The organism is Pseudomonas putida (genome assembly GCF_028682395.1).
Classification (GTDB): domain Bacteria; phylum Pseudomonadota; class Gammaproteobacteria; order Pseudomonadales; family Pseudomonadaceae; genus Aquipseudomonas; species Aquipseudomonas putida_AB.
Genome location: NZ_JANHLC010000003.1, coordinates 451,246 through 475,683, shown reverse-complemented (window position 1 = coordinate 475,683; position 24,438 = coordinate 451,246). Strand labels below are relative to the sequence as shown.

Below are 24,438 nucleotides of genomic sequence, written 5' to 3'. Positions count from 1 at the left end.
AGCTTACTCCCAAGGGGGGACGCGGGCTTAGTCGAGCTTCAGCACTTTGGCCAGCACGATTTTCGGGCCTTTCATCTTCTTGATGATGATCCGCAGGCCTTCGACTTCCATCACTTCCTCTTCCTCGGGCACACGCTTGAGGCTTTCATACACCAGCCCGGCCAGGGTTTCGGCTTCGATATGGTCAAGGTCGACGCCCAGCAGACGCTCAACCTTGAACAGCGGGGTATCGCCACGCACCAGCAGCTTGCCGGGCTGATAGGCCAGGATGCCGCGCTCGGCCTTGCGATGTTCGTCCTGGATATCGCCGACCAGCACTTCCAGCACGTCTTCCATGGTCAGGTAGCCAATGATCTTGCCATCGGCTTCCTCCACCAGCACGAAGTGCGAGCCGCCTTGGCGGAATTGCTCCAGCAGGCGCGACAGCGGCATGTGCTTGGAGACCCGCTCGAGCGGTCGAGTCAGTTCGCCCAGGTTGAAGGATTCGGGAATATGGTCCAGCGCGGCCAGTTCCAGAAGCAGGTCCTTGATATGCAGCAGGCCGACGAATTCGTTGTTCTGGGCATCGTAGACCGGATAGCGGCTGAACTTGTGCCGGCGGAACAGCGCGAGGATTTCCTTGAGCGGCGCATGGCTGTCGAGGGTCACTAGGTCTTCGCGGGAGTTGGCCCAATCGACCACTTCCAGTTCGCCCATTTCTACGGCCGAGGCCAGTACGCGCATGCCCTGGTCGCTCGGGTCCTGGCCCCGGCTGGAGTGCAGGATCAGCTTGAGTTCTTCCCGGCTGTAATGGTGATCGTGATGCGGGCCGGGCTCGCCCTGGCCGGCGATGCGCAGGATGCCGTTGGCGCTGGCATTGAGCAGGTAGATGGCCGGATACATCAGCCAGTAGAACAGGTATAGCGGCACGGCCGTCCAGAGGGACAGCAGTTCCGGCTTGCGGATCGCCCAGGATTTGGGGGCCAGTTCGCCGACCACGATATGCAGATAGGAAATGATAAAGAAGGCGGTAAAGAACGAGACGCCCTTGATGACTTCGGCGGACTCCACGCCCACCGCGCCCAGCAGGGGCTCGAGCAGGTGGGCGAACGCGGGCTCGCCGACCCAGCCCAGGCCCAGGGAGGCCAGGGTGATGCCCAACTGGCAGGCAGATAGATAAGCGTCGAGCTGGCTATGGACGGTGCGCAGGATCTGCCCGCGCCAGCCGTTCTGCTCGGCGATGGCCTCGACCTTGGTCGAGCGCAGTTTGACCATGGCAAATTCGGCCGCAACGAAGAAGCCGTTGAGCAGAACCAGGATCAGAGCAAAAAGAATCATGCCGAAATCGGCGAAGAGCGAAGCGAGGGTCAAGCTGCTAGAGGAAGGGTCCATGATGGATTATTACGGGTTCCGAAGTGCGAAAAGATGAGTGGAATACGCGCCTGAAAGGCAGGCGCCAGCCAGCCAATGTAGCGGCTGGCAAGGCGCTTGCCTAGTGCCCGGGCGCCGCAGGGGCAGGCCGGGGCGGCTTCAGTCGTGGGTTTTGCTCACCTGTGCCGGGGCGAAGTGGCAGGTAAAGGTACTGCCATGGCCCAGCACGCTGCTGATCTCCAGCCGTGCCCGATGGCGCAGCAATACATGCTTGACGATGGCCAGCCCCAGGCCCGTGCCGCCGGTGGTGGAGTTGCGGCTGGAGTCGACGCGGTAGAAACGTTCGGTCAGGCGCGGCAGATGTTTGTTGTCGATGCCGATCCCCGAGTCCTGCACGCTGAGGTGCGCGCCATACTCGTCGGCCCACCAGCGGATGCGGATGTTGCCTTCGGCGGGGGTGTACTTGACCGCATTGAAGATCAGGTTGGAGAACGCACTGCGCAGTTCGGCCTCGCTGCCCTTGAGGCGTGCGTCGGCCTGGACCTCCAGGCTGATGCTCTGGTTGCGGGGGCCGGAGAGGGCCTGGGCATCCTGCTTGATCGACTGCAAAAGGCTGTCGATGGCCACGGGCTGGTTGTCCGAGGGATAGTCGGTGGCTTCCAGCTTGGCCAGCAGCAGCAGGTCGTTGAGCAGAGTCTGCATGCGCCCGCCCTGGGATTGCATCTGTTGCAGAGCACGGGTCCAACGTGGATTGATCTCCTCGACATTGTCGAGCAGGGTTTCCAGATAGCCGCAGATCACCGTCAACGGCGTGCGCAATTCATGGGAGACGTTGGCGATAAAGTCTTTGCGCATCTGCTCCAGCTGGTGGATGCGCGTCACATCGCGAACCAGCATCAGGTGCTCGTTGTTGCCGTAGCGGGTGATGTAGAGCTGGATGCGCAGGCGATCGTTGATCGGCGAGGGAATTTCCAGCGGCTCGGCGTAGTTGTCCTGCTCGAAGTATTCCTTGAAGCGCGGATGGCGGACCAGGTTGGTCACCGGCTGGCCGCTGTCCTGGGGCGTCTTGAGGCCCAGCAGGGTTTCGGCGGCGCGGTTCCACCACTCCAGGTTGCCGTCGCTGTCGAGCATGATCACCGCGTCCTTGAGGGCGGCGGTGGACTCCTGAACCCGGTCGATCACGGCCTGCAGGCGCCCGCGAACCCGTTGATCGCGGCGTTGCAGGTGATAAATGCTGTCGAAGACCTCGCCCCACAGGCCATAGCCATCGGGTGGCGCTTCATCGGGTTTGTGCAGGCGCAGCCATTCGTGCAGGCGCAACAGCTGTTTGAGCGTCCAGCCCAGGTAGAGCCCCAGGCCGACGGCCAGGCTCCAGCCGTAATAGCCGCTGATCAGCCCGATCAGCAGGCAGGCGGTGACCAGCAACAACACATGGCGGATCAGAGTGGCATGCCAGTTTTGATTCACTTCGACCTAAGTCCTTGGAGGGGAAGAGCCGTTTCAGGCTGCAAGCCGTACGTTGGCAACTGGGCGGCGCTAATGGCCGCTGTTTTCAGCCTTTTGTCGAGAAGCGGTAGCCGGTACCGCGTACGGTTTGTACCAGATTCTCGTAGGCCTCGCCGAGGGCTTTGCGCAGGCGGCGGATATGCACGTCCACGGTCCGCTCCTCGACATAGACATTCCCGCCCCAGACCTGGTCCAGCAGTTGGCCACGGGTGTAGGCGCGTTCCTGGTGGGTCATGAAAAATTGCAGCAGGCGATATTCGGTCGGGCCCATTTCAGCCGGCTTGCCATCGATGGTCACGCGGTGGCTGATCGGGTCGAGCAACAGGCCGCCGACTTCGATGGGCGCCTCGCCATCGGTCGGGCCGGCACGGCGTAGCACGGCTTTGAGGCGGGCGACGAGTTCGCGCGGGGAAAACGGCTTGGTGATGTAGTCGTCGGCGCCGACTTCCAGGCCCTGGATCTTGTTGTCCTCTTCACCCTTGGCGGTCAGCATGATGATCGGGATATCCCCGGTCAGCTCATCGCGCTTGAGGCGGCGTGCCAGCTCGATGCCCGAGGTGCCGGGGAGCATCCAGTCGAGCAGGATCAGGTCGGGTTTGCGGTCGACGATAATGGCGTGGGCCTGCTGGGAATTTTCCGCTTCCAGGCAGTCATAGCCGGCCATTTCCAGCGCAACGGCGATCATCTCGCGAATGGGCGCTTCGTCGTCGACGATCAGGATACTCCTGCCAACCATGCCTTTAACCCTCTTGTCATTTAACTGTCTTGCGCCGCATTAGATAACGGAATTATTGCAGTCGTGTGACAGCTTTTTGAGCGTACAACGATCTGCCGATCCGTGGGCTACGCTTTGGATTCGAATCCCACCGCAACCAAAGGACGATTTCGATGACTGCCTCTCTTTTTTCCCCCAAAGCCTTGCTTATCGCGGCTGCCCTGGCATTACCGGTGTTTGCCCAGGCGGCAGAACCGGCGATGACCAAGGACGGCATGCTGGTTGATCACCAGGGCATGACGCTCTACACCTTTGCCAAGGACGGTGTAGGCAAATCCATGTGCAATGACAAGTGCGCTGCCAACTGGCCACCGCTGATGGCGGCGGGCACCGACAAGGCCATGGGCGAGTGGAGCGTGGTCAAGCGCGACGACGGCACGATGCAATGGGCCTATGACGGCAAGCCGCTGTACACCTTCGTGATGGACAAGAAGGCCGGCGATATGACCGGTGAGGGCAAGATGGATGGCGCCTGGAAGGTCGCCAAGCCGCAGTAGGCCTCTAGGACCGGCTGGCTGGCGATCCGCAGGATTGAAGGTTCACCGTGATCGCCAGCAAGCTGATTCCTGCCAGGTTGTGACTAGCGCAAGGCGTAGTCGGCGACGATGCCGACAAAGATCGCCAGCCCCGCCCAGTGGTTATGCAGAAACGCCTTGAAGCAACGCTGCGGGTCGCGGTTGCGGGTGTACCAGAACTCCCAGACAAAACACGCCGCCGCCGCGAGCAGGCCCAGGTGGAACCAGCCACCCAGTTCGAAGCGCCCACCGGCCAGCAGCAGGCAGCCGAGGGCCAGGCCCTGCAGGCTCAGGATAATCAGGCGATCGGCATCGCCGAACAGAATCGCGGTGGATTTCACCCCGATCTTCAGATCGTCCTCGCGGTCGGTCATTGCGTAATAGGTGTCGTAGCCCACTGTCCACAACAGGTTGGCGATAAACAGCAGCCAGGCGGTCGCCGGCAGGCTGCCGGTTTCGGCGGTAAAGGCCATGGGCATGCCCCAGGAGAAGGCCGCCCCGAGCACCACCTGCGGGTAGTAGGTGTAGCGCTTCATAAAGGGGTAGCTGGCGGCCAGTGCCAGGCCGCCGAGCGAGAGCCAGACCGTTGCCGCATTCGTGCACAGCACCAGCACAAAGCTGATGGCCATCAACACCGCGAAAAACACCAGGGCTTCCTTGGCGCTGATCTTGCCGCTGGCCAAAGGACGTTGCTCGGTGCGTCTGACGTGGCCGTCGATCTTGCGGTCGGCGAAGTCGTTGATGACGCAGCCGCCGGCGCGGGTCAGGATCACGCCGAACACGAAGATCAGCAGGTTGCTCAGGGAAGGCACGCCCTGGGCGGCGATCCACAGCGCCCACAGGGTTGGCCACAGCAGCAGATAGATGCCGATGGGCTTGTCCATCCGGCTGAGCTGGATAAAGTCCCAGGCACGCGGGTTCAGGCGGTTGAGCGACTTGAGCAGGCGCAGGTACATCAGCGGTTCTCCGGATCGGTCTGGGCGGCCAGCCACAGGCTGGGCAGGAAAATTTCCGCGACCAGCACGCTCAGTGCCCCGCGGTCGAAACGCGAGCGTCGGGCCCAAAGGTCATGGGCCAGGTCGGCGGGCGGCAACCAGGTGCCGGGGTAGCGACACACCTCGATGGCTTGACGTTGGAACGCCTGGTCACAAAACAGCAGTTCGCCCAGCGAGCGGCTACCCAGTTCGTCCAGATGCAAGCCGTCACCTTCCAGCGCGCTCTGCGCCGCCACGCTGCGGGCGAAGACCCAGGCCTGGCCATGTCCGCGCAAATACACCTCGCGCACCCAGCCCCGGCTCTGGTTGGGTAGCCCCAGCACCTGGCACTCGTCATCGCGCAGGGTTTGCCAGCCTTCGCTCAGCGGGGTGACGCTGAAAGCGTCGCCGGACAGGCGGGTCAGGCGGCGAGTCAGGGAGCCTTCGTCGAACAGCCAGTCGCGTGTTGGGGTGTCGAGCGGGGTGTCCAGCCGGTCTTGAGTCAGCCAGACGGGCATGGCGGAGGGGGCGGTGTGCGGCACGATAAGCAAAATCTGGCAGCAAAAGAGGTGGCGAGCTTACCACGCAAAAGTGGCTATTTGACTGATCTGCAGCCCTTTGCGGGACGATCGTGCTTGCATCTGCGCCGGCCCCTCAGTACAAAACGCCCTGAGCCAAACGGCAACGCGAGACCATCGACCGTTTGTGCCGCTGATAGCCTGGACAGTGAGGAAACGTGTAATGAAAAAGTGGCAATGCGTAGTGTGCGGGCTGATCTACAACGAAGCGGACGGCTGGCCGGATGACGGCATCGCCCCAGGGACCTTGTGGCAGGATGTGCCGGAAGATTGGTTATGCCCGGACTGCGGCGTGGGCAAGATGGATTTTGAAATGATTGAGATCGGCTGATTCGCCGAACCACCTGATTTGGAGAACGGAATGAACGCACCTGTCGTGATCGTCGGAACCGGGCTGGCCGGTTACAACCTGGCTCGCGAGTTTCGCAAGCTCGATGGCGAAACCCCGTTGTTACTGATCACTGCCGATGATGGGCGCTCCTACTCCAAGCCGATGCTGTCCACCGGCTTTGGCAAGAACAAGGATGCAGAGGGGCTGAGCATGGCCGAGCCGGGCGCAATGGCCGAACAGCTCAAGGCTCAGGTGCGGACCCACACCCGCGTTAGCGGTATCGACCCTGGCCACAAGCGCTTGTGGATTGGTGAGGAAGCGGTGGCCTATCGCGACTTGATCCTGGCGTGGGGCGCCGAGACCGTGCGAGTGCCGGTCGGTGGCGATGCCCCCGAAGCCATTTTCCCGATCAATGACCTGCAGGACTATGGACACTTTCGCGCCGCCGCAGCGGGCAAGCAGCGTGTGTTGGTGCTGGGAGCGGGGCTGATTGGCTGCGAGTTTGCCAATGACCTGCTGCTCGGCGGCTACGCAGTCGATCTGGTGGCGCCGTGCGAGCAAGTGATGCCGACCCTGCTGCATCCGGCAGCGGCCTCGGCGGTGCAGGCGGGCCTGGAAAGCCTGGGCGCGCGCTTCCACCTGGGGCCGGTGCTCAACCGCCTGCAGCGCATGGCGTCGGGCCTGGAGGCGCACCTGTCCGATGGCCAGGTGATCCCGTGCGACCTGGTGGTCTCGGCCATTGGCCTGCGCCCACGGATCGATCTGGCCGCTGCCGCGGGGCTGCTGGTCAATCGCGGGGTGGTGGTCGACCGTCAGTTGCAGACCTCCCATGCCAATATCTACGCCCTGGGCGACTGCGCCGAAGTCGACGGGCTGAATCTGCTGTATGTCATGCCGCTGATGAACTGCGCGCGCGCCCTGGCCCGCACGCTGACAGGCGCCCCGACGCAGGTCAGTTATGGCGCGATGCCGATTACGGTGAAGACCCCGGTATGCCCGCTGGTGGTTTCACCGCCGCCCCGTGGTCTGGAGGGGCGTTGGACGGTCGAAGGCCAGGGCGCCGACATCAAGGCGCTGTGCCGCGACGCTGAAGGTCGCTTGCTTGGCTACGCGCTGACCGGGAGCGCGGTGATGGAAAAACTGGCACTGAACAAGGAGTTGCCGGCCCTGCTGGCGTAAATGGCAGTCCATCTGTCGTAAATGCCCTGAAAATGCCCCTACAAAGGTGGCGTCGAGACTGGCGCACCTCTCGACAGCGTGCCATCCTCACTCCCGTCTGCCGCAGAGTAGAGCCTGCGGCGCGTTGGGCGCTGTTCCGGAAGAACAGCACAGACATAAAAACAAAAATCGTCTAAATGAGGCTTCACCATGCGTAAACCAGAACTCGCAGCCGCAATCGCCGAAAAAGCTGATCTGACCAAAGAGCAGGCCAATCGCGTCCTCAATGCTGTTCTCGAAGAAATCACCGGCGCCCTGCACCGCAAGGACAGCGTAACTCTGGTCGGTTTCGGCACCTTCCTGCAGCGTCACCGTGGCGCGCGTACCGGCAAGAATCCACAAACCGGCGAGCCGGTAAAAATCAAAGCCAGCAATACCGTAGCGTTCAAGCCGGGCAAATCGCTGAAAGACAGCGTCAACCCGTAAGCTTCACGCCGCGCACTCCCCCAAGGGGAGAGCCGTATTGAGAATGGGCAGACTGGCCACGCCGGATGCCCATTTTTAATGGCCGTGATAAACCTTCGGCGTTACAAAACGCTACGAAAACATGGGGCTATAAGCGGTAAAAATAGCGCGATCTTCTGTTAACGCATGAGATCGGTGGCGTTCTTAAGGCAAATCGCTACACTGCGCCGGCCGTTTATATTATTGACTGAGGCGTGTGCATGAAATTTCGTTTTCTTCTATGGGCCATGGGCCTGCTGATGGCGCGGGCCAGTCGCAACAACCCGGCGTTCCAGCAGCAGCTGGCCGACAAGTCGCTGGTCTTCCAGTTACAGACTCAGGACGGCAAGGTGGCCCGGCACTTTATCGTCAAGGACCAGCGCATCAGCAGTAAAGGTGGAACGTACCCGGAGCCGGCATTTGCCATCGCTTTCAAGGATGCCGCCTATGGTTTCGCCACGTTACAAGCGAAGAACAAGCAACTGGCCTTTATGACCGGGATTCAGGACAAGTCGATTCAGATCAAGGGCAATCCGGCACTGGTGATCTGGTTCCAGGGCCTGACCAAGTACCTCAAGCCGAAGAAAAAGCCCAAGGCCTGATGGCACTGAAAAGGCCGCCCGCCCCGGGTGCAAGGGGCGAGCGGCCAGCCTGTCGGGTGGTTACGGCTGGCTGAATTGCGAGGCCAGTTCGCGCAGCATCACTTCCGCTTCCAGCACCTTGTTGACCACGTCCTCGGCTTTCTCCCGGGTCAGGCCCACCCGCTCCAGCAGATCGTCGGGAATGGCTTCATCGGGGCCGGAGCCGATACCGCGGCTGCGTAGCAGGCGTACGGCCAGGCACACTAGGTTGGGGTACTCGGCGTACTCGCCGGCATAGCTTGGGTCATGCTGGAAACGCAGCGCCGTGGCCAGTTCCTCGGGCATATCCCAGTAGCGCATCAGCCAGGCACCAATCTGTTCACGACTGATGCCCAGCAAGTGCTGTTCGACATAGCTGTGGCACAGGTGCGGGTTGACCTCCAGATGGCGGCAGATCAGCGAGAAGTGCGGCGGGAAGACGTGGGCCAGCAATAGGTAGCCGAAGTTGTGCAGCAGGCCGGCGAGGTAGGTCAGGCCCGCCTCCGGCCGCTGTGCCCGGGGCATCGCACGGGTCAGGCCTTCGATGACCGCGGCCGTGTAGATCGATTGGTGCCAGTACGGCGTGCTGTGTTGTGGCTGGTCCTTGGGCAGGCTCAGGGTCTTGCCCAGTGCGAGGCCCAGGGCCAGGTTGATCACCAGGTCGAAGCCCAGCACACGCACAATGGCGTCTTCAACCGAGCGGATCTTGCCCGGTGAGGCGTAATAGGGCGACGCCGCCCAGCTAACGACCTGGGCCGCCAGGGCAGGGTCGGTCTCGACTACGCCGGTGATGTCGTCGATGGTCGCATTGGGGTCGACCCGTAGACGGATAATTTTCTGCGCGGTTTCCGCCAGGGGCGGGATCTCGATAATCGATTCCAGGCGCTGCTGGATCCGTCGGGCGGTGAACGCCTGGACCGCCAGGCTGATCTCTTCGCGATCATCGTTGGGACGGTCGAGGTTGGGGCGAATGGCGCTGACGGCTTCGCCAAAATGCCCGGCGCTGGCTTTGGTCAGCATGCTCTTGAAGGCTTCGCTGGTGATCTCCAGCAGTACCCCGGGCTCGCCGGAGTTGATCAGCAGTAGCGGCTCGTGTAGCAGCTCTTCTTCATACAGGCAGGGCGAGCTGGTCAGGGCCGGCAGGCCCGGCAAAAGGCTCAGGCTGTGTTTGCCCAGCATGCGTTCGAGGCGCTCGGTCGACACGCTGGTCAAGCGGCGGCCGGTCAGCTCTGCCAGCCGATTGAGGTCGAGCAGGTGACTTTGCGGAAACAGCACCATGAGTGCGCCGATCTCATCGTCGAGCAACACCGCCTGGACCTTGCGTGCAGTCGACAGACCGGGGGCGTCGAAGACTTCCCGGAAGCTGATGTTCAGCTTGTCGAGCAACAGTCGAATCACCGACGGAGCGTGCGGAGTTGCGTCTATCAGGGCGACTTCTGTCATGGTCTGTATCCGTTTTCCTACAATCTCGAGAGTATAACCAGCTTGTCTGTAGGGTTGCTCATACAAAAAAGGCCTCATTACACCTGGCCATACTGCTGCCCGTGGCGCAGCCAGCGTTCGAGTAGCGGGCTGACGTGCTGCGGCCAGTGTGCCACTAATGCCTGGGCGGCATCGCGTACAGCCGGGAGCAGATCGGCGTCGCGCATCAGGTCGGCGACCTTGAATTGCAATAGGCCGGTCTGGCGTGTCCCGAGCATTTCCCCGGGGCCGCGCAGTTCCAGGTCCTTTTCGGCGATCACAAAGCCATCGTTGGTTTCGCGCATGATACCCAGGCGTTGGCGGCCAATCTGCGACAGCGGTGGATGGTAGAGCAGCACGCAGTGGCTGGCCGCGCTGCCCCGGCCGACACGGCCGCGCAACTGATGAAGTTGGGCGAGGCCGAGGCGCTCGGGGTTTTCAATAATCATCAAGCTGGCATTGGGCACATCGACCCCGACCTCGATCACCGTGGTCGCCACCAGCAATTGCAGGGCACCACGCTTGAATTCGGCCATGACGGCGGCTTTTTCCGCCGGCTTCATGCGCCCGTGGATCAGCCCGACCCGCAGCTCGCCCAGGGCGCTGGTCAATTCTTCGAATGAGGTTTCGGCGGCCTGGCAGGTCAGTTCCTCGGACTCTTCGATCAGGGTGCACACCCAATAAGCCTGGCGCCCTTCGGCACAGGCCGCGCGCACGCGTTCGACCACTTCGACGCGGCGGCTGTCGGCAACCAGCACGGTGTTGACCGGCGTTCGGCCGGGTGGCAGCTCGTCGAGAATCGAGGTGTCCAGATCGGCATAGGCGCTCATGGCCAGGGTGCGTGGAATGGGAGTGGCGGTCATGATCAATTGATGCGGGCACATCTGGCCGCCGACGCCCTTGCGGCGCAGGGCAAGGCGCTGCTGGACGCCGAAGCGATGCTGTTCGTCGATGATAACCAGGGCCAGGTTCTTGAACTGCACTTCATCCTGGAACAGGGCGTGGGTGCCGACCACCATCGGCGTGCCGCTGGCGATCTGTTCCAGGGCCGCCGTTCGTGCCTTGCCCTTGAGCTTGCCGGCCAGCCAGGCGACCTCGATGCCCAGGGGTTCGAGCCAGCGCTGGAAATTGATGAAATGCTGCTCGGCAAGAATCTCGGTGGGTGCCATCAGTGCCACCTGGTAACCCGCCTCCAACGCTTGCAGCGCTGCGAGGGCGGCGACCACGGTCTTGCCCGCGCCGACGTCGCCCTGGATCAGGCGCAGCATCGGTTCCGGCTGGCTCAGGTCATAGGCCACTTCATTACCCACCCGCTGCTGGGCGCCGGTGGGCGGGAAGCCCAGGTTGGCCAGAAAGGCTTCAGGCAGGCGCTTGGCCAAAGGCAACGCCGGAGCGCGCTGGGAGCGCAGGCTTTCGCGCAGGCGTTGCTGGGAAAGCTGATGGGTCAGCAGCTCCTCGAAGGCGAGCCGATGCTGGGCCCAGTGATGGCCCAGGGCGAGTTCCTCGACATCGGCGTCGGCCGGTGGCTGGTGCAGATAGCGGATAGCCTCGTTCAGGGGGGCCAATTGGTAATCCCGGGCCAGCTCCTGGGGCAGCCAGTCCGGCAGGCTGCGAGGGCCGAGCAGAGCCAGGGTCTGCTGGCAGAGCAGGCGCAGGCGTTGCTGGGTCAGGCCTTCGGTCAGGGGGTAGATCGGGGTCAGGGTCTGATCCACCGGCGGCGGTTCGTCGCCGGTCAAGGCTCGGTATTCCGGGTGATAGATTTCCAGCCCGGAGGCGCCGGGGCGGGCCTCGCCATAGCAGCGCACATGGGTGCCACGCTTGAGGCCGTCCTTCTGGGCATTGCTGAAGTGATAGAAGCGCAGACTGAGGCTGCCGGTGCCATCGTTCAGGCGGACCAGCAGGCTGCGACGCTTGCCCATCACGACATCGGCTCCGCTGACCACGCCTTCGACCACGGCGTCCTGCCCAGGGCGCAACGCGCCGATCGGTACCACGCGGGTGCGGTCCTGATAGCGCAGGGGCAAGTGGAACAGGACGTCCTGGAGATTCTCCAGGCCGACCTTGGCCAGCTTCTCGGCCATCGCTTCGCCAACACCCTTGAGTGCCGTCACCGGCACTTTTGACAGCTCGGTCATGGCCGCGGCTTAGCTCGCGGCAGGCGGCTTGGCCACGGAGCAGAGGCGGATCGAGTCAGCGAGGATCTCGATGGCCTTGGGCCGCGGGAAGCTGGCACGCCAGGCAATGGCCACCGTGCGGAACGGCACGGGCGGGGTCAGGGGGCGAACTTCAATGACACCGGGGGCGTAGTGATGGCTGTCCACTGCCGACAGCGGCAGGATCGAGATGCCGAGGCCGGAGGCAACCATATGGCGAATGGTTTCCAGCGAGCTGGATTCGACCGTGGTGTGTCGATTGCCGTCGTTGCCCTTGGTCAGCGTCGGGCAGGCTTCGAGGACCTGGTCACGGAAACAGTGGCCCTCCCCTAGCAACAGCAGGCTCTTGTCGTTGAGCAGGTTGCTGTCGATGGTTTCCTTCTGGGTCCAAGGGTGCGACGCCGGCATCAGTACATAGAACGGCTCGTCGTAGAGCGGCAGCGTCAGCACGTCGGCCTCATTGAACGGCAGGGCGATGATCACGGCATCCAGTTCGCCGTTGCGCAGCTTGTCGCGCAGGATATGGGTGAAGTTTTCTTCGATATACAGCGGCATCTGCGGCGCGACGCGATGCAGTTGCGGAATCAGGTGGGGAAACAGGTAAGGACCGACGGTGTAGATCGCGCCGACTTTCAGGGGCGCCGTCAGCTGGTTCTTGCCGGCCTGGGCAAGTTCACGGATGCCCTGGGCCTGTTCAAGGACCTTTTGCGCCTGGGCCACGATGCCTTCGCCGACAGGCGTCAGGCGCACCGCGCTCTTGCTGCGTTCGAAAATCAGCACCCCCAGCTCGTCCTCGAGCTTTTTGACGCCGACCGACAGGGTCGGCTGGCTGACATGGCAACGCTCCGCCGCATGGCCGAAATGCTGCTCCTGGGCGAGAGTGACGATGTAGCGCAATTCTGTGAGGGTCATAGCGGGCATCCATGAGGTTGCGACCAAGCATAACGGCTGCAATCGATAGACGCACGTTATCAGCGCGCGAAAGGGTAACGATGTCCATCAATGCTGGCGACGCCCAGCCCCAGATGGACCAAGGGCACCTTGCGGTGCCCTTGGGAGGATCAGCGGCGACGTCGGTCGATGGAATAGACGAACGGCGCGACGATCTCGATGCTGCCGTTGGTCAGCATGTCCGCTGGCGGCTTGGGCAAGGGCTGGGCCCGCCGGATCATCTCCAGAGTGGCCCGGTCCAGATCGGCGTTGCCGGAGCGGCCGACCAGTTCATAGGACAGTACCTTGCCTTCGGCATCGACCACGAAACGCAGGCGGTTGAGACCTTCCTTGCCGCGTTGCTGGGCCGATAGCGGGTACTTCTTGTGCTTGCCCAGGTGGGCGAGCAGGGCGCTTTGCCAGCTTTCCTTGGCCGCGAGCTGCTGCATGGACGGCCCTGGGGCCGGCGCTGCGGATTTCTGCTCCGGGGCGTCGGTCGGCGGGGTATCGCTGACTTTTTCGTCCGGTGTCAGGTCCTTGGGCGGTTCGATCGGCTTTTCTGGCTTGGGCGGTTTTGGCTTGGCCTTGGGCTTGATCGGCTTGGGCACCGAAATCGTCGGCTTGGGCGCTTCGGCCAGCTTGGGCAGCGGCAACTCTTCAACCGGAGCTGGCGGCTGCGGCGGCGTGACGACCTTGGGCGGTGGGGGTGGTGCTGGCAACGGTGCCAGCTCGACCATCATGGCCTGGGGCGGTAGCTCGAGCGGCTTGGCAGTCGGCCAGTTGAGCGCGATCAGGATCGCGACAGCGTGGATGCCTAGCACCACCGCCAGGCTACCGCTGTAACGCGTCAGCTTTTGGCGCGTCGTGATCATTTCTTGGCTGCCGTCTCGAGTCCGACCAGACCGACCTTGAGGTAGCCGGCCGCACGCAGGGAGTCCATCACGCTCATCAGGTCACCGTAGTCCACGCCCTTGTCGGCCTGGAAGAAGATCGTGGTGTCCTTGTTGCCCTTGGTCTTGGCATCGAGCATGGCCCCGAGCAGCTCGCGGCTGACTTCGTCTTCGCCGATAAACAGGCGGTCGTCGGCCTTGACGCTGAGGAACACCGGTTTCTCCGGCCGGGGCGCCGGTTTGGCGGTGGACGCCGGCAGGTCGACCTTGATATCCACGGTTGCCAGAGGGGCGGCGACCATAAAGATGATCAGCAGCACCAGCATCACGTCGATAAACGGGGTGACGTTGATTTCGTGGTTCTCGGCGAGATCGTCGCCGCCTTCGTTCAAATGCAGGCCCATGGCCGATTACCCCACTTTCACCATGTGCGGTTGCGAGCCACGCTCGGGCGGCAGGTGGTCGAGGTCACGGCTGACCAGCAGCAGCACTTCGGCCGAGGCATCGGAAACCTGTGCCTTGTAGCCTGCGATGGAGCGGGCGAAGACGTTGTAGATCACCACCGCCGGAATCGCTGCGACCAGGCCCAGTGCCGTTGCCAGCAGGGCTTCGGCGATACCGGGGGCCACCACCGCAAGGTTGGTGGTCTGGGTTTTGGCGATGCCGATAAAGCTGTTCATGATGCCCCAGACGGTGCCGAACAGACCGACAAAAGGTGCGGTGGAGCCAATCGTGGCGAGCACACCGGTACCGCTGCTCATGTTGCGGCCGCAGGCGGCGACCAGGCGCTCGAGGCGGAAGCTGACGCGCTCCTTGATGCCTTCCTTCTCGCGGCTATTGGCCGAGAGGCGCATCTCATCCAGGGCGTCCTGTACCAGCAGATGGGCGAGGGTGCCTTTCTGGGTTGCGGTGTCGCTGGCTTCCTTGAGGGTGCTGGCCTTTTTCAGGTGGGCGATTTCAATCCGCAGGCGGCGCTTGGCGCCCAGCAGTTCGAAGCCCTTGGCGATCCAGATCGTCCAAGTGATGATCGACGCAATGGCCAGGCCGATCATCACGATCTTCACGACGATATCGGCGTTTTTGTACATGCCCCATGGCGACAGATCGTGGGCCATGCCCAGGCTGTTGTCTTCTTCCAACAGGGCTGGATCGTCCGCGATGCTCTGCAGGCCCTCCAGCGCGTCCTGCACTTCAGCTGGTAGCGCGGCGCTGCCGTCGGCGTTGAGTGCGGCACCCTCTGCAGCCGGTGCTGCCTGCTCTACCGGTGCGGGGTGAGCGTTGTGTTCATCGGCGAATGCCGCGGTAGGCGCCAGCAGCAGACTGAACAGCACGGCAGCGATCGAGCGCCAGGCGCGCGACGGGCTGGGAGACGTGGTTGGCGAAGCGGAGGAAAGATTGCGTGTCATGCTGGCCGGACCTGAGGGGGGAAAAGAGTGATTTGTCCTTCCAGGCCTCGCGGGGGGCCGAGAACAAAATGGGCGCTCATTATTGCAAGTAATTCTTGTTAACAGAAGCAATCGCGCGGGTTTTTTTCGTTATTAGCTGGCCGTTGGTCAATCGCCGGGGCTAGTCTGCGCCTTTATCCAGGGAGTATTTCGATGTCTGTCCCTTGTGTTTTGATCGTCGGCTGCGGCGATATTGGCGGTCGCCTGGCGACTCGGCTCGTGGCTGAGCGTTGGCAGGTTCATGGCTTGCGGCGTTCGGTTGGTCAGCTGCCGGCGGGCGTACGAGGGGTTGCCGGAGACCTGTTCGAGCCTCGTTGCCCTGCCGCCTGGCCCACTGGTCAAGTGGATTACCTGGTGTATTGCGTGGCGGCCAGCCAGCACGATGAAGCCGGTTATCAGGCCGCTTATGTCGAAGGTTTGCAGCGTGTCCTCGGCTGGCTGGCCGAACATGGCCAGCAGCCGCGCCGTTTGCTGTTTGTCTCCAGCAGCAGTGTCTATGCCCAGCATCAGGGCGAATGGGTCGATGAAACGTCGCCAACCGAGCCGGTGGGTTATTCGGGGCGCCTGATGCTCAAGGCCGAACAGGTCGCCTTAGACAGCGGCATTCCTGCCACGTGTGTGCGCCTGACGGGTATCTATGGGCCCGGGCGTGAGCGTTTGTCGAGTCAGGTGCGCGAAGGATATCGCGTGGCTGTCGAGCCGCCGTTGTATGGCAACCGTATTCATGCCGACGATGGCGCGGCCTTGCTGGCGCATCTGCTCGAGGCGGACTGGCAGGGCCGGGTACTGGAGGATTGTTACATCGGGGTCGATGACGAGCCGGCGCCACTGGCTGAGGTGGTTGAATGGTTGCGTGGTTATCTGGGGGTAACTGCCTGGGCAGAGGAGGCAAGCATCCGGCGCGCGGGCAGCAAGCGTTGCAGTAATGCACGGGCCAGGGCGCTGGGCTGGACGCCGCAGTATCCAAGCTTTCGCGAAGGTTATGCGGCGCTGCTGGGGCCGGCTAAGCGCTCCGGCCTGTAAGGGGGGTTACTGTTTTTCCAGGAGCCACTGGCGCTCGCCGGGGCGCAGCTGTGGCATTTCATCAGGCTGGGCGGTGTTGACCGCCTGGAGAATCTCCAGTTGCTTGTCCGTGCGGACGAATATCCACGGGCGACCGTTCTCGTTTTTCTCCAGCCACATGCTGTCGTACTCGCCGCTCATGGAGGCGCAGTCGCCTGCCAGGCAGAGTGCGTAGCGGTCGTTGTCGCCGAGGCCGGCAACATGGCCATCGGCCTGGAACTGGACCTGTCCACCCGCACCGGGGCCGCTGACGATCTTCCAGTTGCCGCCCAGGTAGGCTTTGTACAGCGCCTGCTCGAAGCTGCTGCCCAATGGCGCGCCAGGGGCGGGTGTGACGCTGGCGCGGACAAAGGGTTGCTCGGGTTCCGACTCGCCGGCGGCCTGGATCAGCTCCTTGCCGTCCAGGGTCAGGGCTCCGGAAGCGCTGCCATAGAAATCGACCGTCCAGTGCCCGGGCTTGTCCTGGGTGACGAGCTTGCCTTCGACGCGCTCGAAGCCGTTGCTGTAGTTGGCGAGGCCGTTGCGGGTATCGATTTCCCACTCCAGGTTCGGCCCGTAGGTCAGCAGGGCTTCGCGCAGGTTGCCTCCGTTCGCGGCAGCATCAATGGCGGCCTGGTTGATCCAGGTGCCGTTGATATCGTAGTTGGCCGGGTCGCTGGCACAGCCGGCGAGGAGCGCGGCGAACAGCGGGAGGACGAGCGCTTTGCGCATGACGGAATCCTTTTACAGCGGTTTGGCGCAGCACCGGGGTGCTGCGCCCAAAGGCTTACTCGATGACCAGAATGGCATCCATTTCAACTTGCGAGCCGCGTGGCAGTGCAGCAACGCCGATGGCGGCACGGGCTGGGTACGGCTGTTCGAAGTACTTGCCCATGATCTCGTTGACCTTGGCGAAGTGGCTGAGGTCGGTGAGGAAGATGTTCAGCTTGACGATGTCCTTGAACGAACCGCCAGCGGCTTCGGCCACGGCCTTGAGGTTCTCGAACACCTGTACGGTCTGGGCTTCGAAGCCTTCAACCAGTTCCATGGTCTCTGGGTCGAGCGGGATCTGGCCGGACATGTACACGGTGTTGCCGGCCTTGATAGCCTGGGAATAAGTGCCGATGGCAGCCGGTGCCTTGTCGCTGGTGATAACGGTCTTGGTCATGAATGACTCCTTGTAATGGGCGGGTTACGCACGCATGCGGGTAATACGGATGACCCCGGTAAGGGCTCGTAACTTCTTGATGACGCGAGCCAGGTGCACGCGGTCGTGGACGCTGACCACCAGCTGAACCACGCTGATGCGCCCATCGCGCTCGTCCATGCTGATCTTTTCGATATTGCCATCGGCTGCGTTGACGCTGCTGGCCAGCAAGGCGATCAGGCCGCGCTGGTGTTCCAGCTCGACGCGCAGTTCGACATTGAACTCGCCGGTAACGTCCTTGGCCCACGAGAGCTGGATGCATTTTTCCGGGTTGTGGCGGATTTCGCTGATATTGCGGCAGTTGTCCAGGTGCACGACCATTCCTTTGCCTGCAGACAAATGGCCGACGATGGGGTCGCCAGGAATCGGTGTGCAGCATTTGGCGTAGCTGAGCACCAGGCCTTCGGTGCCACGAATCGCCAAAGGGCCTTCCGGGCTTGGCAGTTGCTCGCCTTCGCCCAGCAAGCGGCGGGCGACGACATAGGCCATGCGATTGCCCAGGCCGATATCTTCGAGCAGGTCTTCGATCTGTTCCAGGCGGTACTCGTGGAGCATGGCCTGGATGCGCTCGGCCGGGATTCTTTCCAGGGCGCTGTCGAAACCGTTGAGGACCTTGTTCAGCAGGCGTTCGCCCAGGCTGATGGACTCGGAGCGGCGCTGCAGCTTCAAGGCATGGCGGATATGGGTTCGCGCCTTGCCGGTGACCACGAAATTGAGCCAGGCCGGGTTCGGGCGTGCGCCCGGGGCGCTGACGATTTCCACGGTCGAGCCGCTTTGCAGGGGTTCGGACAAGGGGGCCAGGCGGCGATTGATCCGGCAGGCAATGCAGCTGTTGCCGACATCGGTGTGCACCGCATAGGCAAAGTCGACGGCCGTGGAGCCTTTGGGCAGCTCCATGATCCGGCCTTTGGGCGTGAAGACGTAGACCTCGTCCGGGAACAGGTCGATCTTCACGCTTTCAATGAACTCCAGGGAGTTGCCTGCGCGCTGCTGCATTTCCAGCACGCCTTTGACCCACTGGCGGGCGCGGGCATGGGTGCCCTTGGGCTGCTCGTCGCCGCTGGACTTGTAGAGCCAGTGGGCGGCGATGCCGTTGTTGGCCATCTCTTCCATTTCGCGGGTGCGGATCTGGATCTCGATCGGTACACCGTGCATGCCGAACAGCGTGGTATGCAGCGACTGGTAGCCGTTGGCCTTGGGAATGGCGATGTAGTCCTTGAAGCGCCCTGGCAGTGGTTTGTACAGATTATGTACAGCGCCCAGGACCCGATAGCAGGTATCGACCTTGTCGACGATGATCCGGAACGCGTAGACGTCCATGATCTCGTTGAAGGCGCGGCGTTTGCCGCGCATCTTTTTATAGATGCCGTAGATATGCTTTTGCCGACCGCTGACTTCGCCTTCGATACCGTCGACGGCCAGGCAGTGGCTGAGGGATTCCTCGATTTTGTTGACGATTTCCTTGCGGTTGCCCCGGGCGCGCTTGACCGCCTGGTAGATCCGCGCGGAACGCATCGGGTGCATGGCCTTGAAGCCCAGGTCTTCGAACTCTATGCGAACGGCATGCATACCCAGGCGGTTGGCGATGGGTGCATAGATTTCCAGGGTTTCCTTGGCAATTCGCCGACGCTTTTCTCCGGAGAGTACTTCCAGCGTGCGCATGTTGTGCAGGCGGTCGGCCAGTTTCACCAGGATCACGCGGATATCGCGCGCCATAGCCATGGCCATTTTCTGGAAGTTCTCGGCTTGCGCCTCGGCCTTGGTCTCGAAATTCATCTGGGTCAGTTTGCTGACCCCGTCGACCAGTTCGGCCACGGTTTCGCCGAACTGCGCTGAAAGCGCTTCCTTGGCAATACCGGTGTCTTCGATCACGTCATGCAGCATGGCTGCCATCAGGCTCTGATGGTCCATATGCATGTCGGCAAGGATATTGGCCACCGCCAGCGGATGCGTGACGTAAGGCTCGCCGCTGCGGCGGCGTTGGCCGTCGTGGGCTTGTTCGGCGTAGAAGTACGCTCGGCGGACCAGGTTGACCTGGTCTGGGCCGAGGTAGGTCGATAAGCGATCGGCGAGGGCGTCTATGCTCGGCAAGGTGTTGCTCCTTGCCGATGGCTTTGACCCCGCGCCGTGCTACGTCGACCAGGCATAGGCTTAGACGGCCTCGTTGGACTCGTCCTCGAACGCTGCGAACAGCGGCTCGTCTTCAACGATTTCTTCGTTGGCGATCATTTCGTAGCTCACCAGGCCTTCAGCGATTTCGCGCAGGGCAACCACGGTAGGCTTGTCGTTTTCCCATGCCACTTTCGGCTCTTTGCCACCGGTGGCCAGTTGACGAGCACGCTTGGTAGAGAGCATGACCAGCTCAAAGCGGTTATCCACGTGTTCTAGGCAGTCTTCAACGGTTACGCGGGCCATGGTCTTCCTCGTAGCAAATGCAATATGCGCGCTGCCCGAATTGGGCGAGCGGACTGAATAGTTTAAAAAATCACCAGCGATTAGGGAAGCGCTGATTTTTCAAGGCGCTTTGCCAATGGGTTGTAAGCAGCCATTTAAAGCGCTTGTAGCCCATTTGCAAAGCCTTGTTTTCACGCCAACAGTTGGCTGAGCAGCGTGCCAAAGCGCTCTTGCTGCGGTTCCTGGCGCAACTGATTGGCGCGGAAGATCGCTTTTAGATCCTCCAGGGCGATGGCGAAGTCGTCATTGATGATCAGGAAATCGTACTCAACGTAGTGACTCATCTCGCTGACCGCTTCGCGCATCCGCCCTTCGATGATCTCGTCGCTATCCTGGCCGCGATTGGTCAGGCGTTGGCGTAAGGCCTGCTGGGTCGGTGGCAGGATAAAGATCGAACGTGCCTTGGGCATCAGCTTGCGGACCTGCTGAGCACCTTGCCAGTCGATTTCCAGAATCAGGTCATGGCCTTCATCCAGGGTTTGCTGCAGATGGCTTTGCGAGGTGCCGTAGAGGTTGCCGAAGACTTCGGCCTGCTCAAGGAAGTCGCCTTGCTCGATCATCCGCACGAACTCGGCGCGCTCGACGAAGTGGTAGTTCACCCCGTCGACCTCGCCAGGACGCATGGCGCGCGTGGTATGGGACACCGAAACGCGGATCTGCGGCTGGGCGTCGATCAGGGCCTTGACCAGGCTGGTCTTGCCCGCGCCCGAAGGGGCGGAAATGATGTAGAGGGTGCCGGTGCTGTGGTTCATGTCGGGTTTGCCTTACTCAATATTCTGTACTTGTTCGCGCATCTGCTCGATCAACACCTTGAGGTTGACCGCCGCCTGGGTGCTGCGCGGATCGAAGGCCTTGGAGCCCAGTGTGTTGGCTTCGCGGTTGAGCTCCTGCATCAGGAAGTCCAGGCGTCGACCGGCGGCCCCGGCGGATTTGAGGACCCGGCGGACTTCGATGATATGGGTGCTCAGTCGGTCGAGCTCTTCGGCCACGTCGCTCTTTTGCGCGAGCATGACCATTTCTTGCTCCAGCCTCTGGGGGTCCAGCTCGGCCTTCATGTCGGCAAAACGATCAAGAATCTTCTGGCGTTGGGTGGCGAGCATCTGTGGCGCCAGCTCGCGCAGGACCACCACATCCTGTTCGATGATGCTCAGCCGTTCGTCGATCAGTCGCGCGAGCTCCGCGCCTTCGCGCTCGCGGCCGCTTTTCAACTCCTTCAGGCCTTGATTGAACAAGGCCAGCGCCGCGGTGTTGAGTGCTTGCGGGTCGCTGGCATCGGCGACCAGCACGCCAGGCCAGGCCAGCACTTCCAGTGGGTTGATCGCGGCGGGCTGCTTGATCAGGCCGGCCACGGTTTGCGCAGCGGCAATCAGCTGGGTGGCGCGTTCACGGTCGATTTGCAGCGCCTTGCCGGTGGTTTCCTCGGTGTAGCGCAGGGTGCATTCCAGCTTGCCACGCGACAGGCCTTGGCGCAGGGCTTCGCGTACGGCGCCTTCGAGATCGCGGAACGATTCCGGCAGGCGCAGGTGCGGCTCTAGATAGCGGCTGTTGACCGAGCGCAGTTCCCAACTCAGGGTGCCCTGGGCGCCGGCGCTTTCGACGCGGGCGAAGGCGGTCATGCTGTGCACCATGGCGGTACCTCGCGATTCGGTGGGTGGAAGCCTGCTGGCTATAAAGGCGCAGGATTGTAGCGCAGTGCGCCGAAAGCCCCAAAACTGCCGGAGTGAGAGGTCATGCGTGCCTCTGTTTGGGGCTATGGTCGTGGTCGGTGGGCGCCTTGACCGAGTCGCGATGGTTTTAGATGTGCCCTCGTCGGGGCTGGGCCTTTATACTGCTCGGCAGATTTCCGTCCCTGTACAGGTATTCCCAGATGAAACGTCCAAGTGGTCGCGCCGCCGATCAGCTGCGCTCGATCCGCATCACCCGTAACTACACCAAACACGCCGAAGGCTCTGTACTGGTGGAGTTCGGTGATACCAAAGTGATCTGTACGGTCAGCGTCGAGAACGGTGTGCCGCGTTTCCTCAAGGGCCAGGGCCAGGGGTGGTTGACCGCCGAGTACGGCATGCTGCCGCGCGCCACTGGCGAGCGTAACCAGCGTGAAGCCAGCCGTGGCAAGCAGGGTGGCCGTACGTTGGAAATCCAGCGCCTGATCGGCCGCTCGCTGCGGGCTGCGCTGGACATGTCCAAACTGGGTGATGTCACCCTGTATGTCGACTGCGATGTGATTCAGGCCGATGGCGGCACCCGCACCGCGTCGATCACTGGCGCCATGGTTGCGCTGATCGATGCCCTGAAGGTGATCAAGAAGCGTGGCGGCCTCAAGGGCGGCGACCCGCTCAAGCAAATGATCGCCGCTGTTTCGGTGGGCATGTATCAGGGAGAGCCGGTGCTGGACCTGGACTACCTGGAAGACTCTGCCGCCGAGACCGATCTCAATGTGGTCATGACCAACACTGGCGGTTTTATCGAAGTGCAGGGTACCGCCGAGGGCGCACCGTTCCAGCCGCAAGAGCTGAATGCCATGCTCGAACTGGCCCAGAAAGGCATGACAGAGATTTTCGAACTGCAGAAAACCGCACTGGCCGATTGATTTCGGTCGGCCTCAGGCAAGGAGAGCGTCATGAACGAGCCGGTACAAGTGCCAACACCTAGCTATGAAGTGCGGCAATGGGCGATGTTTTGCCACTTGTCGGCTTTTCTCGGGTTCTGGTTTCCTTTTGGAAACCTGATCGGCCCTTTGGTGCTTTGGCAGCTCAAGCGCGAGAAGGATCCATTTATCGACGCCCAGGGCAAGGAAGCGCTGAATTTCCAATTGACTGTGGCCATTGCATCGGCCGTCTGTTTTATCCTGATGTTTGTCTTAGTCGGCTTTGTCTTGTTGGGGCTCTTGGCTCTTGGCGCGCTGGTGCTGACCATCATCGGCGGGATCAAGGCGGGTGAAGGGCAGGCGTATCGCTATCCGTTCACCTGGCGCCTCGTCAAATAGCCTGGCTGCAGGCGCAAAAAAGCCGACGTTGAGTCGGCTTTTTTGTGGGTGCTGGCTTTAGATGGTCAGCGTCCAGTCGTAATCCACGATCAGTGGCGCATGCTGCGAGAACCGTGGTTGACGTGGCAGGCGTGCGCTACGGACGAAGCGCCGCAGGCCCGGGGTCAGCAACTGGTAATCGAAACGCCAGCCGAGATTAAGCATTTCGGCCTGTTCGTTGTCTGGCCACCAGCTGTACTGATCGCCTTCGCGGCTGACTTCGCGCAGGGCGTCGACATAACCCATGTTGCCGATAATCTCATCCATCCAGGCCCGTTCAGGCGCCAGGAAACCCGGAGATTGCTGGCTGTCACGCCAGTTCTTGATGTCCAGCTTCTGCTGCGCCACGTACAACGAGCCGCAGTAGATGTATTCACGTCGCTTGCGCCGCTGCTTGTCGAGGTAGCGGGCAAAATCGTCCATTAGCTTGAACTTCTGGTTCAAGTCTTCATCGCCGTTCTGCCCCGAAGGAAGCAGCAAGGTCGCGATGCTGACCTTATCGAAATCGGCTTGCAGGTAGCGCCCGTAGCGGTCGGCTGTCTCGAATCCGAGACCGCTGATGACAGCCTTCGGTTGCAACCGCGAATACAAAGCCACACCACCTTGGGAGGGGACTTCGGCATCGCAGGCATAAAGGAAGTAGCCATCCAGTTGGAAGGCTGGGTCGTCCAGTTCAAAGGCGGAGGCGCGGGTGTCCTGCAGGCAGATGACGTCAGCATTCTGGGCTTGCAGCCAACTGAGCAAACCGCGCTCGACTGCCGCCTGAATACCATTGACGTTCACACTGATGATCCGCATAAATGGCCCCAAAAATCACGTGCGTGTATGATACCCGAGGTCTACCTAATTAGCTAAATCCGTGGTATCTGGGGCTTTTTCATGCAGGCGTATCAGCGCGATTTCATTCGTTTTGCCATCGATCGCGGAGTTTTGCGCTTCGGTGAGTTCACCCTGAAGTCCGGGCGCACCAGCCCTTACTTCTTCAATGCCGGTTTGTTCAACAGCGGTTCGGCCCTCGCTCAGTTGGGGCGGTTCTATGCTGCGGCAATCGTCGAGAGCGGTATTTCCTTCGATGTGCTCTTTGGCCCGGCTTATAAGGGCATCCCCCTGGCAGCCGCTACCGCAGTCGCCCTGGCCGAACAGCATCAGCTCGACCTGCCTTGGTGCTTCAATCGCAAGGAGGCCAAGGCCCACGGCGAAGGTGGCAGCCTGGTCGGTGCGCCATTGACCGGCGATGTGCTGATTATCGATGACGTGATTACGGCCGGGACCGCCATTCGTGAGGTGATGCAGATCATTCAGGCCCAGGGCGCTAAGCCTGCCGGTGTCCTGATCGCCCTGAACCGCCAGGAGCGCGGTAATGGCGAGCTGTCGGCGATTCAGGAAGTCGAACGCGATTTTGCGATTCCAGTGGTCAGCATCGTTTCGCTGAACCAGGTGCTTGAGTTCCTCGCCGATGACGAGCAGCTCAAACAGCATCTGCCAGCGGTCGAGGCCTACCGCGCGCAGTACGGGATCTAA

Annotated in this window: 27 protein-coding genes; 9 read left to right on the top strand and 18 right to left on the bottom strand. The window is 61.9% G+C overall.

Going from position 1 to position 24,438, the window contains the following annotated elements:
• Positions 1 to 27: 27 nt before the first annotated feature.
• From NPS46_RS10510 to phoB, 3 genes are all read right to left on the bottom strand, one after another.
• Positions 28 to 1,371 carry a hemolysin family protein gene (locus NPS46_RS10510; RefSeq protein ID WP_274106843.1) on the bottom strand — a complete coding sequence of 448 codons (1,344 nt, stop codon included), beginning with the start codon at positions 1,369 to 1,371 and terminating at the stop codon, positions 28 to 30.
• A gap of 138 nt (positions 1,372 to 1,509) precedes the next feature.
• Positions 1,510 to 2,817, bottom strand: coding sequence for a phosphate regulon sensor histidine kinase PhoR (phoR, locus tag NPS46_RS10505; protein WP_274106841.1), 1,308 nt, complete (start codon positions 2,815 to 2,817; stop codon positions 1,510 to 1,512).
• Positions 2,818 to 2,902: 85 nt separating this feature from the next.
• A complete protein-coding gene (gene phoB / locus NPS46_RS10500) occupies positions 2,903 to 3,592 on the bottom strand; it encodes a phosphate regulon transcriptional regulator PhoB (protein ID WP_095108660.1) in 690 nt (229 codons plus the stop codon).
• Positions 3,593 to 3,744: 152 nt separating this feature from the next.
• On the opposite strand from phoB, the gene NPS46_RS10495 reads away from it, so the two are divergent.
• Positions 3,745 to 4,128 (top strand): COG4315 family predicted lipoprotein, encoded by a 384-nt coding sequence (locus NPS46_RS10495; RefSeq protein ID WP_274106838.1) that lies wholly within the window; start codon positions 3,745 to 3,747, stop codon positions 4,126 to 4,128.
• A gap of 83 nt (positions 4,129 to 4,211) precedes the next feature.
• Here the strand turns inward: NPS46_RS10495 and ubiA are convergent, their stop codons facing one another.
• The gene (gene ubiA, locus NPS46_RS10490; RefSeq protein ID WP_274106836.1) at positions 4,212 to 5,102 is read right to left on the bottom strand and encodes a 4-hydroxybenzoate octaprenyltransferase; all 891 of its coding nucleotides are present in this window, start codon (positions 5,100 to 5,102) and stop codon (positions 4,212 to 4,214) included.
• Positions 5,102 to 5,638 (bottom strand): chorismate--pyruvate lyase family protein, encoded by a 537-nt coding sequence (locus NPS46_RS10485; RefSeq protein WP_274107122.1) that lies wholly within the window; start codon positions 5,636 to 5,638, stop codon positions 5,102 to 5,104. The genes ubiA and NPS46_RS10485 overlap by 1 nt, the downstream gene beginning before the upstream one ends.
• A gap of 223 nt (positions 5,639 to 5,861) precedes the next feature.
• Between NPS46_RS10485 and NPS46_RS10480 the strand changes: the two genes are divergently transcribed.
• From NPS46_RS10480 to NPS46_RS10465, 4 genes are all read left to right on the top strand, one after another.
• Entirely contained in the window at positions 5,862 to 6,029 is a 168-nt protein-coding gene (locus tag NPS46_RS10480) for a rubredoxin (protein WP_032856748.1), read from the top strand.
• 30 nt (positions 6,030 to 6,059) lie between these two features.
• Positions 6,060 to 7,208 (top strand): NAD(P)/FAD-dependent oxidoreductase, encoded by a 1,149-nt coding sequence (locus tag NPS46_RS10475; protein WP_274106833.1) that lies wholly within the window; start codon positions 6,060 to 6,062, stop codon positions 7,206 to 7,208.
• Positions 7,209 to 7,397: 189 nt separating this feature from the next.
• Positions 7,398 to 7,673 (top strand): HU family DNA-binding protein, encoded by a 276-nt coding sequence (locus NPS46_RS10470; RefSeq protein WP_003213368.1) that lies wholly within the window; start codon positions 7,398 to 7,400, stop codon positions 7,671 to 7,673.
• A 239-nt stretch (positions 7,674 to 7,912) separates the two neighbouring features.
• Positions 7,913 to 8,293: a helicase gene (locus NPS46_RS10465; RefSeq protein ID WP_274106831.1), complete on the top strand. Its 381-nt coding sequence runs from the start codon at positions 7,913 to 7,915 to the stop codon at positions 8,291 to 8,293.
• A gap of 60 nt (positions 8,294 to 8,353) precedes the next feature.
• On the opposite strand, the gene NPS46_RS10460 is transcribed toward NPS46_RS10465, so the two are convergent.
• The 6 genes from NPS46_RS10460 to exbB form a co-directional block, all read right to left on the bottom strand.
• Positions 8,354 to 9,754, bottom strand: a complete 1,401-nt coding sequence (locus NPS46_RS10460) for an aminoacyl-tRNA deacylase and HDOD domain-containing protein (RefSeq protein ID WP_274106829.1) — start codon at positions 9,752 to 9,754, stop codon at positions 8,354 to 8,356.
• A gap of 77 nt (positions 9,755 to 9,831) precedes the next feature.
• Positions 9,832 to 11,907, bottom strand: coding sequence for an ATP-dependent DNA helicase RecG (gene recG, locus NPS46_RS10455; RefSeq protein WP_274106827.1), 2,076 nt, complete (start codon positions 11,905 to 11,907; stop codon positions 9,832 to 9,834).
• A gap of 9 nt (positions 11,908 to 11,916) precedes the next feature.
• Positions 11,917 to 12,837, bottom strand: coding sequence for a hydrogen peroxide-inducible genes activator (locus NPS46_RS10450; protein WP_274106826.1), 921 nt, complete (start codon positions 12,835 to 12,837; stop codon positions 11,917 to 11,919).
• A 149-nt stretch (positions 12,838 to 12,986) separates the two neighbouring features.
• Positions 12,987 to 13,727, bottom strand: coding sequence for an energy transducer TonB family protein (locus tag NPS46_RS10445; RefSeq protein WP_274106824.1), 741 nt, complete (start codon positions 13,725 to 13,727; stop codon positions 12,987 to 12,989).
• Positions 13,724 to 14,149: a TonB system transport protein ExbD gene (exbD, locus tag NPS46_RS10440; RefSeq protein WP_274106822.1), complete on the bottom strand. Its 426-nt coding sequence runs from the start codon at positions 14,147 to 14,149 to the stop codon at positions 13,724 to 13,726. Before exbD ends, NPS46_RS10445 begins: the two co-directional genes overlap by 4 nt.
• Before the next feature lie 6 nt (positions 14,150 to 14,155).
• On the bottom strand, positions 14,156 to 15,151 hold the full coding sequence (gene exbB / locus NPS46_RS10435; RefSeq protein WP_274106820.1) for a tonB-system energizer ExbB: 996 nt from the start codon (positions 15,149 to 15,151) through the stop codon (positions 14,156 to 14,158).
• Positions 15,152 to 15,343: 192 nt separating this feature from the next.
• On the opposite strand from exbB, the gene NPS46_RS10430 reads away from it, so the two are divergent.
• A complete protein-coding gene (locus tag NPS46_RS10430) occupies positions 15,344 to 16,213 on the top strand; it encodes an NAD-dependent epimerase/dehydratase family protein (protein WP_274106818.1) in 870 nt (289 codons plus the stop codon).
• Between the two features lie 6 nt (positions 16,214 to 16,219).
• Here NPS46_RS10430 and NPS46_RS10425 read toward each other — a convergent pair whose 3' ends face one another.
• From NPS46_RS10425 to NPS46_RS10400, 6 genes are all read right to left on the bottom strand, one after another.
• Positions 16,220 to 16,963 carry a hypothetical protein gene (locus NPS46_RS10425; RefSeq protein WP_274106816.1) on the bottom strand — a complete coding sequence of 248 codons (744 nt, stop codon included), beginning with the start codon at positions 16,961 to 16,963 and terminating at the stop codon, positions 16,220 to 16,222.
• Positions 16,964 to 17,018: 55 nt separating this feature from the next.
• Entirely contained in the window at positions 17,019 to 17,399 is a 381-nt protein-coding gene (locus NPS46_RS10420; protein ID WP_274106814.1) for a RidA family protein, read from the bottom strand.
• A gap of 24 nt (positions 17,400 to 17,423) precedes the next feature.
• Positions 17,424 to 19,529: a bifunctional GTP diphosphokinase/guanosine-3',5'-bis pyrophosphate 3'-pyrophosphohydrolase gene (gene spoT, locus NPS46_RS10415; RefSeq protein WP_274106813.1), complete on the bottom strand. Its 2,106-nt coding sequence runs from the start codon at positions 19,527 to 19,529 to the stop codon at positions 17,424 to 17,426.
• A 60-nt stretch (positions 19,530 to 19,589) separates the two neighbouring features.
• Positions 19,590 to 19,853, bottom strand: coding sequence for a DNA-directed RNA polymerase subunit omega (gene rpoZ / locus NPS46_RS10410; RefSeq protein WP_010447888.1), 264 nt, complete (start codon positions 19,851 to 19,853; stop codon positions 19,590 to 19,592).
• A gap of 170 nt (positions 19,854 to 20,023) precedes the next feature.
• Entirely contained in the window at positions 20,024 to 20,644 is a 621-nt protein-coding gene (gmk, locus tag NPS46_RS10405; RefSeq protein WP_274106810.1) for a guanylate kinase, read from the bottom strand.
• 12 nt (positions 20,645 to 20,656) lie between these two features.
• Positions 20,657 to 21,520 (bottom strand): YicC/YloC family endoribonuclease, encoded by an 864-nt coding sequence (locus NPS46_RS10400; RefSeq protein ID WP_274106808.1) that lies wholly within the window; start codon positions 21,518 to 21,520, stop codon positions 20,657 to 20,659.
• Between the two features lie 239 nt (positions 21,521 to 21,759).
• Here NPS46_RS10400 and rph point away from each other — a divergent pair, with 239 nt between their 5' ends.
• Together rph and NPS46_RS10390 are read left to right on the top strand one after the other, a co-directional pair.
• A complete protein-coding gene (gene rph, locus NPS46_RS10395) occupies positions 21,760 to 22,482 on the top strand; it encodes a ribonuclease PH (RefSeq protein ID WP_274106806.1) in 723 nt (240 codons plus the stop codon).
• Between the two features lie 30 nt (positions 22,483 to 22,512).
• Entirely contained in the window at positions 22,513 to 22,878 is a 366-nt protein-coding gene (locus NPS46_RS10390) for a DUF4870 domain-containing protein (RefSeq protein ID WP_274106805.1), read from the top strand.
• Between the two features lie 57 nt (positions 22,879 to 22,935).
• On the opposite strand, the gene NPS46_RS10385 is transcribed toward NPS46_RS10390, so the two are convergent.
• Positions 22,936 to 23,715 (bottom strand): exodeoxyribonuclease III, encoded by a 780-nt coding sequence (locus NPS46_RS10385; RefSeq protein WP_274106804.1) that lies wholly within the window; start codon positions 23,713 to 23,715, stop codon positions 22,936 to 22,938.
• Between the two features lie 81 nt (positions 23,716 to 23,796).
• On the opposite strand from NPS46_RS10385, the gene pyrE reads away from it, so the two are divergent.
• Positions 23,797 to 24,438, top strand: a complete 642-nt coding sequence (pyrE, locus tag NPS46_RS10380; protein ID WP_274106803.1) for an orotate phosphoribosyltransferase — start codon at positions 23,797 to 23,799, stop codon at positions 24,436 to 24,438.